Genomic DNA, 13,601 nt, shown 5'->3' with positions numbered 1-13,601 from the left:
GCATGTGAAACCCTCTGCTAACGCGTCCACAAATTTTCCACTTGAACTGACTGCGGCGGATGACCGTTATTATGATTATTGTCTTTGGGAATACGCTCCTATCGCGAATTCTCAAGGCAAGCTGCGCTCGATCAATTTACTGAACAATACGTTTACGTCAGAAGCAATCGGCCCGCATGCAGCAGAAGTTATTGCCGAGATTCGTCAAACATTTGGCATGTCGCGTACCGTATGGGGCGTGAAGCAAGAGAATGGCAAGATCAGTTGGGAGTTGTACTTTTACGATTACGATCGCCAGCAGCGTGCGCGTTCGATTACGCAATTGCTGCAAGTCATCAAGCCATGGATAGCCTGCGATTTAACGGTAACCGAGTCATCTGACTACTTCATGTTTTCCATCGATCTGAATCACGCCTTATTGAATGAGGGCGCTCAGATGGATGAGTTGCAGATGTATATGGGGAATGTCGGCAGTACGGTTTCCTCCGGCATTTGCTACGCGCTCACAAAAGACGCGATGACGATGAAGAATTTTTATTTCTTCTTCGATGCGCGTACGCAGGCACGGGAGATCGTGGATAAGGTGCGTTCATCGGTTTATCTTGATCTGGCACATTTCGATCTCGATACTGTGTTGTGGCCGGAACTGCGCGAATGCCAAACCATCGTCGTAGCCAACAAGCGTACCCACGATGGCGTGTATTTTTCAAGGATTACGATAGATCAGTTGCTGTTCTTTCTACGAAAAATGCAGTTCCCGCCAGAGCAGATTGCTTTTGCGGAGCACCACCGGGCCGGGCTGGATCATTTGCTGTACGACGTAGGTATCGATTACCGTATGGAAAATGGCGTCGTCAAGGTATTGAAGAGCGCATACTATGGTGTGTTTTGAGCGCGGCTGATTACTCGCGCAATCCGCGAAATAACAAGGACCCACATGGGCTGTTTTGATCACAGGCAGTATGTCTCGATGACGATGGAATTCAGGTGCAACCTGAAGTGCGTCCATTGCATGATCGAAGACACCATGGATAGGCTCAAGCCACAGACGACTGAGCAGTTGCATGCATTGCTTGCGCAAAACGGTATGCATAGAAAATGGAAAGGTTTGATCCTGACCGGTTCCGAAATCACATTGCACCGCGACTTGCCTGAATGGGTGCGCATGGCGCGTAATTCCGGCTTCGAAAAAGTCCGTATCCAGACGCATGGCATGCGTCTCGGTAGCGAAAGTTATTGCGCCGAACTGGTCGATGCCGGCGTGAATGAATTCTTTATCAGTGTCGCAGGTGCAGATGCCGCCACGCATGATGGCATCACGACTGTCCACGGTTCCTTCGATAAGACCATGCGCGGACTCGAGATACTAGACAAGATTCCGGACGTCGTTACCATCACCAACACCGTCGTTACGGAGCGGAGCTATCGCCAACTACCGCAACTGGTGGAACGGCTGGCGCATCTGAAGCAATTGGCGCAGATGGAATTCTGGTTTTATTTTCCAATGAGCGAGAGCGACGACAAGAATTTGGTCGCATCTCACATCGCTGCGCTGCCTTTGTTAAAACAGGCGATAGCGGATGCGCAAGCAGTCGGTCGCGGTATAGAAGTTAAAAACTTCCCCGAGTGTCTGCTTGGTAGCGATCGCGCAGCTTTGTATAACGATCAGCCTGAGTTATATATCGATGATGCGTTCTGGACCGAATTCATGCGTAATGGTTTTTATCAATGCGTACATCGCGACCAATGCAGTTCCAAACAATGCCTGGGATTGAATACGGCTTATGTGAAGAAGTTTGGCTGGCACAAGGAAGAGTTGTCGCCGCTTGCTTAAATTATTTGCGGCGCAGCAGCACAACAAAAAAGCCTGACGAAAAATCGTCAGGCTTTTTTGTTTCGGTCAGTTAGTAATCAGCTACTGCATATCAAGCACAAAAATCCAGTGGCAAGCGACGTGGGAAGTGCTGGCCTTTCCCCGGTCTATCTGCATCGCGCAAGGTGCGCCATGTGTAAGTCAATGCTGTTTCCACTGCGGTCAAGATATCTTCGCCAAGTGCCAGGCGGCCAGCCAACGCGCTGGCAAGCGTGCAACCAGAGCCGTGATAGCTACCTGGTAGTCGGTCGCAGGTGAAAGTGCTGGTGCTGCCGTCGCGTGAATACAGGCGGTTGTGGACTTCGTGTTCATCGCCGTGGCCACCTGTGATTAGCAAGTGCTGGCAAAACGGGAGTAACTTTGCAGCGCATTCATCCGGTGTGCCGTTCGGCAGTTCTGCCAGGATACGTGCCTCAGGCAAGTTTGGTGTTGCGATAGTAGCGAGCGGCAGCAAGCGTTCGCGCATCGCGTAGCCGACCTCATCCTTGCCGAGCGCACCGCCACCGCCAGCGCGCAATACGGGGTCGCACACAATCGGTACGTTTGGCAGGCGCTGCAAAATTTGTACAACGGTATCGACCATCTTGACTGAGCCAAGCATGCCAAGCTTGATCCCTGCTACGGTTAAATCAGTAATGACGGCATCGGCTTGTGCCAATACCCATTCGGAATCCAGTACGCGGAAATCCGAGACATCAACCGAGTTCTGCACGGTCAATGCGGTAACCGTCGGTGCTGCATGGCAGCCTTGTGCCATCAATGCTTCGATATCGGCTTGCAGACCTGCGCCACCGCTTGGGTCGTGGCCGGAGAGACAGAGAACGATAGGGCGTGGATTAGTCATGGTGCAAAATTATTCTTTAACAAGAGCGCATCGCTTGCAGCAAATGCAGGAAAAATGATGAAGCGGGCAGAATAAAGGAGGCTGCCACGGCCAACATTATAAAGCCCTATATGATTCATATGGAAGGTTAGGGCTTGTGCTTTCAGCGGACCAAGAAGGCGCACTGTTTGGAGTTGGATTGAACGTCCTTGAGGGGGCTCAAGGAAAAAGATGGTGTTTTGCAATAAAGGCAGGAACATCCGCTGCCGGTAGTGCTTCAGAGATATAACATCCTTGTACTTCATCGCAAGCAAGGGTTTGCAGTATCTGCAACTGAGCTGCTGTTTCAACGCCTTCAGCAACCACGCGCATATTCAACGCCTTGGCCATAGAGAAGATCGCGGTGAAGAAAATTTCTCCGTCCTTGGTGACGCCCAGTTGCGCAGTAAATGCCTGATGGACTTTGAGGACATCCATATCAATTCGCTGCAATAGCGACAACGATGAATATCCCGAACCAAAATCATCCACATACATCGTGATGCCCATCTTGTTAATGGCGGATATCTCATCGAAAATATCGCCGGTATTTTGCATCATCGCGGATTCGGTCAGCTCGATTTCAAGTAGCGATGCAGGGATTGCATGTTTGCTCAGACATGCAGCGATCAGGTTCTTGACCTTGCCATCATTGAACTGATGTGCAGAAACATTCACTGAAATCGGTAAAGTTTTAATGCCTTGTGCCAGCCATACGGCAATTTGCGCACACACTTTATCAATGACGATTTCGCCTATCGCATTGATCATTCCGCTTTCTTCCGCCAACTCTATAAAGTCGGTGGCTTTTAGCAAACCTCGCGTCGGATGCTGCCATCGGATCAGGGCTTCCATACCGGTTAATGTGCCGGTTGGCGTGGCAACGCGCGGCTGGAAATAAAGTTCGAACTGATCTTCGCGAATAGCGTGCGCTAAATCTTGTTCTGTATCCAGGCGTTGCTTGATATTTTCATACAGCATGCGATCGTAGAAACGGAATTCGCCCTTGCGGTTTATCTTTGCTGCATACATGGCGATGTCTGCATTCTTCAAGAGTGTTTCCACATCGTGCCCATCGCGTGGGAACAAGGCGATGCCGATAGAGCCACCTACCTTGTTTTTCTTTGGCGTCGTATCGCGTGTAAGCTCGAACGGCTCATGTAATACCTGATTGATCGTCAATGCAATGTGCGCAACTTCTTCCTCGTTATGTATTGCCTCCAGCACTACCGTAAATTCATCTCCGCCAAGTCGAATGACCTTGTCGGTCGAACGCACCACGGATTTCAAGCGGGCAGCGACTGCGCACAATAATTGATCTCCGGCCGAATGACCCAGCGTGTCGTTGACGTTCTTGAAGTCATCCAGATCGATGAAGAGCACAGCCAGCATCGATTTATTTGCTTGTGCGGTAGCCAGTGCGGCCGGCAGATAATTCATCAACCAGTGCCGATTCGGTAAAGTTGTGAGCGCATCTTCTGTTGCCAAGCGAGACATTTCGCGTTCATAGCGTTTGGATTCGCTTATGTCGCGCAAGGTAATAGCAAGGCCTTTATCGGCGCGAACGAATTTGCGTTTTACCCATTCTGCCTTGATTGGACTACCTTCCGGAATGCGATAGTCATCTTCGTAAAACCCGTTTTCCATGCCGAGGCGATACGTATTCATCACACGCTCAAAATATTCGCCGGAGTAGTAATCAGATACTTTGGCACCCAGAAATTTCTCTTTGGGTAAACCGAAAAATGACGCGCCTTTTTCATTGCAATCCACCACCATAAAATCGGTGATGAAACCATTTTTATCCTGCTCGGAAAGCAAAATGTAAAACCCTTCATTGCCGCCTTCGGTCGCGAGGCGATATGTTTCACGTATGGTTTTTGCCTGATGATTGCGCCATGCCAGGCGCATCGACATCCACATCGCGATGAATGCGAACAGAAAAATAACGATGCTGCCAACGATACCAATCTTGCGGTACATCACAAGATTACGTTGATACGGCTGCATGACGTCTTGCTGATCCAACCCAACCAACGCGAAAAATGGATAGCCGTTTAAGGTGTGCGTAGAGATAAAACGAGTTTTCCCATCAGGGAAAAGATAGACGTTTCTGGTATCAATATTCGGATCAAATTTTTGCGCAGAGAGAGGCGAACTATCACGTTGTTCGTTCCCGACTTTGGACATGCGCTCAATGCCATCGTCACCTATGAAGGCGAGGATGCCGTTTTCACCCAACACTTGATCATCTGAAAAAAGAGTAAAGAATTCTGGTGGAACACCCATCACCAATACGCCGCCAAATTTGCCGCCATCCTTTTCGATACGCAGTGTTACCTGGATGATTTTCTTGCCGCTTAGACGTCCGATAGTCGGCGTACCGATACGTAAAGATTCTGACTTGAAGTTTTTGTGAAATTGAAAGTATTCCCGGTCAGCGACGCCAACTTTCTTCCCTAATGGAATGGTTCCTGTAACCGGGATACCGTTCTCATCATAAATTGCAGCTGAGCCAAATCGAGGAACGTTGAGCGCGCCTTCCAGGTTCATTCTTTCAAAGCTCAATGAACCATTGGATTTTTCCCAACCAAATTTTATTTGCCTGGCTAGAAGGTCTAATTGCTCAACAGTTCTCGTTAAATATTGCGCATACGCTTTTGAGATGGCGGCTGATTTTCTCAGCGCATTTTCTTCCAGTTGTTTCTTGTCGCTCGCGAGTTTTGATAACATGACGCCCCACAGCAGAAGCGTCAGCAGCACTGCAGCCAAAGGCCACAGAATCATGAAACGAATATTGCGCCGAACGTAGCTGCCCCTTGTCATTCTGCTGCGTGTATGAGTTCCTGAAATTTTCCCAAGCATATAAATGGCAAACGAGTGCGGCTCTCTAAAAGGCAGGACTAACGAGCAATAACGCTATCAACATTTGTTGAATTGATGCCGGGAAATGTAGGCTGAAATGTCAAAATGGGATGGTTTCTTATGTGTTATTGATTACATCCGTGTGTTTATAAATCCAGCCGCTTTTTTGTCTAGTCTAGTCATTCGCTTCAAGGTTCTACATCCCATAAATATGGGATATGAATACGCTGACGCAGCCAGAATTAACAAATAGCCAAAGTTGCTTCAAATTAAGGAAAATTCCTGAGTGATCTTCGTGGCTAAAACCTCTTCAAACGTCATCGCCACGTAGTTTTTTATTTTAAGAATTAACAAATTTCTTGATGAAAAGTGCACATTGTTAATATATTGATATGTGAATTACAGTCTTGCTTAGGCCTGTTGAGCGGAATGTCTTCTTCACTAATGAATACCTGTGTGCCTTGCTGGGAATGGGTAGGGCGCGTACCATGAGGGCGGAAAAGTCGGCAATTTTTTTTCGGAGAGATTGATGTCAGTTCATTTGATTGAAGCAGTGCGATTTAACGAGGCAGGCGACAAAGTAGAAATGGTGCGTTGGGGGCGCGGACATCGCAAGGGCGATGGTTCTCCGGGTTGGGAGGCCGTTGTGTTGGAGCAAGATGTCAGCTTGGTGGTCGATGCGCTGCATTTTGGCGATGAAGTGGCGACAGCATTCAAGGTCGGCAACGAAATGGTGCTCGGACCGCGAGTGCATATCGTCATACCCGAACATGGCATTGAAGATATCGACACGATAGATCACGATGTACCTGGCCGTACTTTGGCCGATTTGCCACGATTTTAAACGTCGCCATTTGGCTGCGGGAATCATAGATATTAAAGACAGGAAGTGTGTATGGGTGGGGATTTAACGACAGATGAATTTGACGCGTTGCAGCAGATAGTCGCAGGCATCAAGCATGCACGACCATCTGCCTGCGTGGCGCGTAATACCAAGCGTCTGACGGGTTTGAAATATATTGCTTATGCAAAAGATGGCAGCCTCGGTTTGACCGATAAAGGCAAGCAGACCTTGTTTGTTAAGAGCTGCATTGAAGGCCTGCGTGCAATCTCCAATGATTCAAACGCTGCGCTGAAATCTGATGTCGCCACCTTCCTCGGCAAGAAAGGGCACATCGCGGCTCAAGAAGGAAGCAGCGGTTTTGAGATTACCCAAAAAGGCCGTGAGTGCCTGCTCGACATAGACACTAACGCCAAGTAATTCTGCCTTTTTCATAGAAACATGGTGATACACATCGCTAATGCGAAGTTGTATCATCATGTTTGGATGTCTGATTTTCTGTATTATTTCTGTAAAAATTTAAGTCGTTCTAGATAGACGTAACGGTTTTTTCTACTTTTAAAGTATGAGGAAAGTTACATGCAATCTGATGCGCATTTTCATCAAGCTCGCGCCTTTGCATCTCATATGCCAGGATCGTTGTCGTCGTGTGTAAGGACGCAACTGCAGCACAATTTCTTTTTTAGATAATCGCCCAATAATTCTGATGCGCCTCGCGTATCGGAAGCTTGTTGCGCGCAGTTTTACTTTGCCCTATCGACTTTCTTGCAAGGGCAACCCGTCAGAGTTTTCAAGATAGGGCCAGCAATGAACGATAGAAACAATAATGTGGTTAGCGGTTCCTTCCTGTCATCCAATGCGGTTGAGGCGGGACAGGCAGATGCGGCATTGCGGATATTGAAGCATTTATTGCGCGATTTCCCGGGGGCGACCACACTACGTTTGCTCGGTGATCAACTGCATCACATCGAGATCACCACACCAAAATTTACGCTATTGCTGAGAGATCCAGTGGTCTTGCGCAAGCTCATATTTGGGCGCAGTCCGTTGCCGCTTGCCGATGCGTATATCAACGGCTTGATTGATGTCGAAGGTGATTTGTATGCTGCGCTGGGACTGAAACAGTACTTCCAAACTTTTAATTTTTCGCTAGGCGTGCGTTGGGCTTTATTGCGCGACGCGTGGCGCTTGCCGGCAAAACCAAAGAATCTCGCTAATACCCCATTTGATGCAGGTGGCTTTTCGCATAGACATTCAAAAGGCAGCGATCAAGCGGCGATCGCTTTTCACTACGATGTATCAAATCTGTTTTATAAATTGTGGCTCGATAAAGAGATGGTGTATTCATGCGCTTACTTCGAGTCTGAAGACGACACGCTAGAGCATGCGCAGGAGCATAAACTCGGCCATATCTGCCGCAAGCTGCGACTCTCACCAGGCGAACGTTTGCTCGACGTAGGTTGCGGTTGGGGTGCCATGGTGTGTTGGGCCGCGCGTCATTACGGTGTGCGTGCGCATGGCATCACGCTGAGCCAAAAGCAGTACGAGTATGCGCAGGCACGTATCGCAGCAGAAGGCTTGAGCGATCTGGTGACGGTAGAGTTACGCGATTATCGTGATCTGGAAGGCGAGGCTGTCTACGATAAAGTATCCAGCATCGGTATGTTTGAGCATGTAGGTCTGGCGAATCTTCCCGTGTATAACGCCACCATCAAGCGCGTGCTGCGTCCCGGCGGTCTATTCCTCAATCACGGCATCACGCACGATGAAGAAGGCTGGCAACGCACAGTCGATACCGAGTTCATCAATCGTTATGTCTTCCCTGATGGCGAGCTGGATACGATCAGTAATATTCAACGCAGGATGGAACAAACAGGTTTTGAAATCCATGATGTAGAAGCGCTGCGTCCGCACTATGCGCTGACGCTCAGACATTGGGTCAGTCGCTTGGAAGAACGACGCGAAGAAGCGTTGGAATACGTCAGCGAATCGGCATATCGTGTCTGGCGCCTCTATATGGCCGCGTGTGCATTGGAATTTGAATCAGGCGGCACCGGAATTTATCAGATACTCGCGTCCAAACCTGGTGGCGCTAAACCTGCTGTACCGCTGACGCGTAGTGATATCTACGCATAGCGCTAGTGACGCTTACGCAGTTTCAGTAAAAATGAAGAGCTGAGCAGTTTTTCTAAGCGCGACGATATTTTTCATTGGTCTGCTGCAGATTTGATCAAGATCAAATTCTGAAAATGTTGGTGCGATACCTTGGTACTCGTTCCCATCAACGTCGGAGTTATCGTGAAAAAGTCAGTTCTCGCAGTCGCATTAGTTTCTTTAGTCAGCATCAGTTCGCAAGTCTACGCACAGCAAGTACAAGAAGGGCCGTGGTTAGTCCGTGTCCGCGCGGTCCATCTTGATCCAGCCAACAAGTCAGATCCCATCGGTGGCATCGGTGCATCCGATCGTTTGACTATTAATTCCAAAACGATTCCAGAAGTCGACATCAGCTATTTCTTTACGCCTAACTGGGCAACCGAATTGGTACTGACTTATCCGCAAAAGCAGAAAGTCTCCCTCGATGGCGCAGAAATAGGCAGCTTCAAACATTTGCCACCAACACTCACTCTGCAATATCACTTCACGCCACAAAAAACCATCAGCCCGTATGTTGGAGCCGGTATTAATTACACTCGAATTTCCAGCGTCAAGTTGCTGAATGGTGCTGCAGATCTGGAAAGCAGCAGCCTAGGACTTGCCTTGCAAGCGGGCGTTGATTTCAAGCTGGATAAAAATTGGTCATTGAATCTGGACGTGAAGAAAGTCCAAATCAGAAGTGATGTGAATACTGCGGCAGGACAAATCAGCGCTGTAAAAATCGATCCTTGGCTGATTGGTGTTGGCGTTGGTTACCGTTTTTAAACGCGATGTTTAAAGGAGAGGTTTGATCACGGCAAACTTATATGTCAACGCGCATTGATATGTCGCTAGCCACCTTCGCAGGAGATGCAGAAAACGGTATCTGCCTGACGTTAGATATATCAAACGTGAATTACCAATATCATGAATTCAAATTGGATTTATGGCTGATGGTTTCCTAGACTGGAATCAGCAAAATGATTAACTCCAGAAAGGAAATCATCATGTCTACATCCGTTGCTAGCCAAGTGGTATCGCAAGTCAATGTTGAAGAAAAGCGTGCGGCGTTGATCGATCAACTCTGCGCGACTCGCGGTTCTCAGTATCAAGGCTTGAAAGAATATCGCAGCCTGTAATTAAAGTGAATGCGGCCAGAAAGAAGGGCGGCCGTTTTCAAACTCTAAAAATCCTCGCTTCATGCGGGGATTTTTAATTTGCGGAGTGGAGTTAAAAAGAACACATCTAATTTGGACTACTAACGTTCAATTTCGTGGCTCGAAGTTTCAATTGCTTTAGACAAAAGAAAAGGGCCTAGTTTTTCAACTAGGCCCTTCATATTCTGTGGCTCCCCGACCTGGACTCGAACCAGGGACCTGCGGATTAACAGTCCGTCGCTCTACCAACTGAGCTATCAGGGAACAGAAGCGAGATTATAAGATGTTTCTTGCTCGCCTGTCAAAGCTTGTGCAATAAATTTCTTTGCTTTGTTTAGTCTTGGCGCAGAAATTTATTGCAGGGGCGAATATTAAAGAACTTTTGCGATTGCTGCAATAACGTAATCGATGTTTTTCGTATTCAGTGCAGCGACACAAATGCGGCCAGTGTCGACAGCGTAGATCGAGAACTCATCGCGCAGACGATCTACTTGTGGTTTGGTCAAGCCTGAGTACGAGAACATGCCGCGTTGTGCAGTAACGAAATCGAAGTTGTGAGCAGGTGCTTGTTCTTTCAATTTCTGTACAAACGCTTGACGCATTTCACGAATACGTACGCGCATGCCAGCCAGTTCTTCTTCCCACAATGCGCGCAGTTCTGGTGATGCCAGAGCTGTTGCAACGACTTGGCCGCCGTGGATAGGTGGGTTGGAATAGTTGGTGCGGATGACGCGTTTCAATTGCGACAAGACGCGTGCTGCTTCTTCTGCATTGACGGCGACGATGCTCAATGCACCAACGCGTTCGCCGTACAGCGAGAACGATTTGGAGAATGAGTTCGAAACGAATACTGGGCCGCCTGCTTCAGCGAATTGACGCACAACTTTGCCGTCGGATTCGATGCCGTCGCCAAAACCTTGGTAGGCCATGTCGAGGAATGGAATCAAGCCGCGTGTTGTGACAACGTTCAACACTTCCAGCCATTGCGCATCGCTCAGATCCGCGCCGGTTGGGTTGTGGCAGCAAGCGTGCAACAGAACGATCGAGCCGCTAGGAATCGATTTGAGTGTGTCGAGCATGCCAGCGAAATTAACGCCGCGGGTTACTGCGTCGTAGTATGGATAATTGTTGACGGTAAAGCCAGCCGATTCAAACAAAGCGCGGTGGTTTTCCCAGCTTGGATCGCTGATCCAGACTTGCGCGTTTGGTGCAAAGCGTTTCAGGAAATCAGCGCCGAGTTTCAATGCGCCTGTGCCGCCGATTGCTTGTGCGGTGACTGCACGTTTGTCCTTGACTACTGAACTATCGGCACCAAATACGAGTTCTTGTACTGCTTTGTCATACGCAGCCAGGCCGTCGATAGGCAGGTAGCCACGTGGCGACAATTTTTCCATCAATTGCGCTTCGGCTTTGCGTACGCATTCAAGCAATGGCAATTTGCCGTTATCGTCGTTGTAAACGCCGACACCAAGATTGATCTTATTTGGATTCTTGTCGGCATTAAAAGCCTCGGTAATACCAAGAATCGGGTCACGCGGCGCCATTTCGATGGCGTTGAGGAGCGAAGCAGGAATAGGTGCGTTCATCGTGATAACATCAAAAGTTAGCTGCAAACGGTCGTTTTGCAGTGGGGTTGTGTAGAGCGCAAGACCATAAGTCTTGCGGAAAATGCGACTCACTATTTTACCAAAGGTCGGATTTAAATGGCTGATTTATCCCAAGTTCCCGATTCCGTTGATGAATCGAAAATTGTTACCTACCCAAATTCCCCGTTTCGCCTGCACCAGCCCTTTCCTCCGGCAGGCGATCAGCCGACCGCAATTGCGAAGCTGGTAGAGGGCATCAACGATGGTTTGTTTTATCAAACATTGCTGGGTGTTACCGGTTCTGGCAAGACATATACCGTTGCCAATGTGATCGCCCAAATGGGCCGTCCGGCAATTGTGTTTGCGCCGAACAAGACTTTGGCTGCGCAGCTATACAGCGAATTCCGCGAGTTTTTCCCGCAAAACGCGGTGGAATACTTCGTCAGTTACTACGATTATTACCAACCTGAAGCGTATGTGCCGCAGCGCGATTTGTTCATCGAGAAAGATTCATCGATTAACGAACACATCGAACAGATGCGTCTGTCTTGCACCAAGTCGCTGATGGAGCGTCGCGATGTGGTGATCATTGCAACGGTTTCGGCGATTTACGGTATTGGTAATCCTAGCGAATACCATCAGATGATTTTGACTTTGCGCGCCAAGGATAAAGTCAGCCAGCGCGATGTGATTGCGCGTCTGATCGCGATGCAGTACACACGTAACGAAGTGGATTTTGGCCGCGGTACTTTCCGCGTGCGTGGCGATACGATTGATATTTTCCCGGCTGAGCATGCCGAGTTGGCAATTCGCATTGAAATGTTCGATGACGAAATTGAAAGCCTGCAGTTGTTCGATCCGCTGACTGGCCGCATACGCCAAAAGATTCCACGTTTTACTGTTTATCCAGGTTCGCATTACGTGACGCCGCGCTCGACTGTGTTGCGTGCGATTGAAACCATTAAAGATGAACTGCGCGATCGCCTGGAATTTTTCCGCAAGGAAAACCGTTTGATCGAAGAACAAAGGCTGGAACAGCGCACGCGCTTCGATCTGGAAATGATGCAGGAAATCGGTTTCACCAAAGGCATCGAAAACTATTCACGTCACTTGAGCGGTGCCAAAGCTGGCGATCCGCCGCCAACGCTGGTTGATTATTTGCCGCAGGATGCGCTGATGTTTATGGATGAATCGCACGTGTTGATGGGGCAGCTCAACGGCATGTACAACGGCGATAGGGCGCGCAAAACTAATCTGGTTGATTACGGTTTCCGTCTGCCGTCGGCGCTGGATAACAGGCCGTTGCGCTTTGATGAGTTCGAAGGCAAGATGCGGCAAATGGTGTTCGTCTCTGCCACGCCAGCTGATTACGAAAATACGCATGCCGATCAAGTGGTGGAGCAGGTTGTGCGCCCTACCGGCTTGGTTGATCCAATGATCAGTGTGCGGCCGGCTTCAACCCAGGTTGATGATTTGATGTCGGAAATTACCGATCGCGTGAAAAAACACGAGCGCGTATTGGTGACGACGTTGACCAAGCGCATGTCGGAACAGTTAACGGAATTCCTGAGCGATAACGGCATCAAGGTGCGTTACTTGCACAGCGATATTGATACGGTTGAGCGTGTTGAAATTTTGCGGGATTTGCGTCTTGGTACCTTCGATGTTTTGGTCGGGATTAACTTGTTGCGCGAAGGTCTGGATCTGCCCGAAGTGTCATTGGTGGCGATTCTCGATGCGGACAAGGAAGGCTTTCTGCGCTCCGAACGCAGTCTGATTCAAACCATAGGTCGCGCTGCGCGTAATTTAAATGGCATGGCAATCCTCTATGGTGACAAGGTAACGGATTCAATGCGACGCGCAATTGACGAGACCGAGCGCCGTCGCGCCAAGCAGATTGCGTTCAATACTGCGAATAACATCACACCGATAGGTATCAAGAAAAATATCCGCGAATTGATCGATGGCGTTTACAGCCCGCAGGAAGCGCGCGAAGAGTTGAATGCTGCTCAAGAACATGCGAAGTACGAGTCGATGAGCGAGAAGCAGGTCAGCAAGGAAATCAAGCGACTGGAAAAACAAATGCTGGGTCATGCAAAAAACCTGGAGTTCGAAAAAGCTGCGCAAGTACGCGATCAATTGCGGATATTGAAAGAGCAATTGTTTGGCGCATCGGGCGGCGATACGATAGAACCGTTGGCCAGCGCATAATTTTTGGTGTCTCATTAAGCGCCTGAACTGTACTACGGCGGCGAACAGCTTTCGACTTGTATCCGACAAACTT

11 protein-coding genes and 1 tRNA gene are annotated in these 13,601 nt (G+C 48.9%); 8 read left to right on the top strand and 4 right to left on the bottom strand.

The annotated features are described in order from the left end of the window. Window positions 1-4 precede the first annotated feature (4 nt). On the top strand, window positions 5-892 hold the full coding sequence (locus Q7T66_RS12725; protein ID WP_304933682.1) for a hypothetical protein: 888 nt from the start codon (window positions 5-7) through the stop codon (window positions 890-892). A 45-nt stretch (window positions 893-937) separates the two neighbouring features. Continuing rightward, window positions 938-1,834, top strand: coding sequence for a radical SAM protein (locus Q7T66_RS12720; RefSeq protein ID WP_304933681.1), 897 nt, complete (start codon window positions 938-940; stop codon window positions 1,832-1,834). Window positions 1,835-1,925: 91 nt separating this feature from the next. Here Q7T66_RS12720 and Q7T66_RS12715 read toward each other — a convergent pair whose 3' ends face one another. After that, a complete protein-coding gene (locus tag Q7T66_RS12715) occupies window positions 1,926-2,717 on the bottom strand; it encodes a hydroxymethylpyrimidine/phosphomethylpyrimidine kinase (RefSeq protein ID WP_304933680.1) in 792 nt (263 codons plus the stop codon). Between the two features lie 198 nt (window positions 2,718-2,915). Continuing rightward, entirely contained in the window at window positions 2,916-5,561 is a 2,646-nt protein-coding gene (locus Q7T66_RS12710; RefSeq protein ID WP_304933679.1) for an EAL domain-containing protein, read from the bottom strand. Between the two features lie 568 nt (window positions 5,562-6,129). On the opposite strand from Q7T66_RS12710, the gene Q7T66_RS12705 reads away from it, so the two are divergent. From Q7T66_RS12705 to Q7T66_RS12685, 5 genes are all read left to right on the top strand, one after another. Continuing rightward, window positions 6,130-6,444, top strand: a complete 315-nt coding sequence (locus Q7T66_RS12705) for a hypothetical protein (protein ID WP_304933678.1) — start codon at window positions 6,130-6,132, stop codon at window positions 6,442-6,444. Between the two features lie 51 nt (window positions 6,445-6,495). Next, window positions 6,496-6,861, top strand: a complete 366-nt coding sequence (locus tag Q7T66_RS12700) for a hypothetical protein (RefSeq protein ID WP_304933677.1) — start codon at window positions 6,496-6,498, stop codon at window positions 6,859-6,861. Between the two features lie 387 nt (window positions 6,862-7,248). Further along, entirely contained in the window at window positions 7,249-8,577 is a 1,329-nt protein-coding gene (locus Q7T66_RS12695) for a cyclopropane-fatty-acyl-phospholipid synthase family protein (protein ID WP_304933676.1), read from the top strand. 162 nt (window positions 8,578-8,739) lie between these two features. Continuing rightward, on the top strand, window positions 8,740-9,360 hold the full coding sequence (locus Q7T66_RS12690; RefSeq protein WP_304933675.1) for an OmpW family protein: 621 nt from the start codon (window positions 8,740-8,742) through the stop codon (window positions 9,358-9,360). 221 nt (window positions 9,361-9,581) lie between these two features. After that, window positions 9,582-9,713: a hypothetical protein gene (locus Q7T66_RS12685; protein WP_304933674.1), complete on the top strand. Its 132-nt coding sequence runs from the start codon at window positions 9,582-9,584 to the stop codon at window positions 9,711-9,713. Window positions 9,714-9,919: 206 nt separating this feature from the next. Here Q7T66_RS12685 and Q7T66_RS12680 read toward each other — a convergent pair. Both Q7T66_RS12680 and Q7T66_RS12675 read right to left on the bottom strand, forming a co-directional pair. After that, a tRNA-Asn gene (locus Q7T66_RS12680) sits at window positions 9,920-9,995 on the bottom strand. A gap of 107 nt (window positions 9,996-10,102) precedes the next feature. After that, the gene (locus Q7T66_RS12675) at window positions 10,103-11,317 is read right to left on the bottom strand and encodes an amino acid aminotransferase (RefSeq protein ID WP_304933772.1); all 1,215 of its coding nucleotides are present in this window, start codon (window positions 11,315-11,317) and stop codon (window positions 10,103-10,105) included. 117 nt (window positions 11,318-11,434) lie between these two features. Here Q7T66_RS12675 and uvrB point away from each other — a divergent pair, with 117 nt between their 5' ends. Next, window positions 11,435-13,528 (top strand): excinuclease ABC subunit UvrB, encoded by a 2,094-nt coding sequence (gene uvrB, locus Q7T66_RS12670; RefSeq protein WP_304933673.1) that lies wholly within the window; start codon window positions 11,435-11,437, stop codon window positions 13,526-13,528. Window positions 13,529-13,601 lie beyond the last annotated feature (73 nt).

Source organism: Herminiimonas sp., assembly GCF_030655415.1.
Note: the sequence above shows the minus strand (reverse complement) of the source record. Positions and strands in the feature narration are given on the sequence as shown.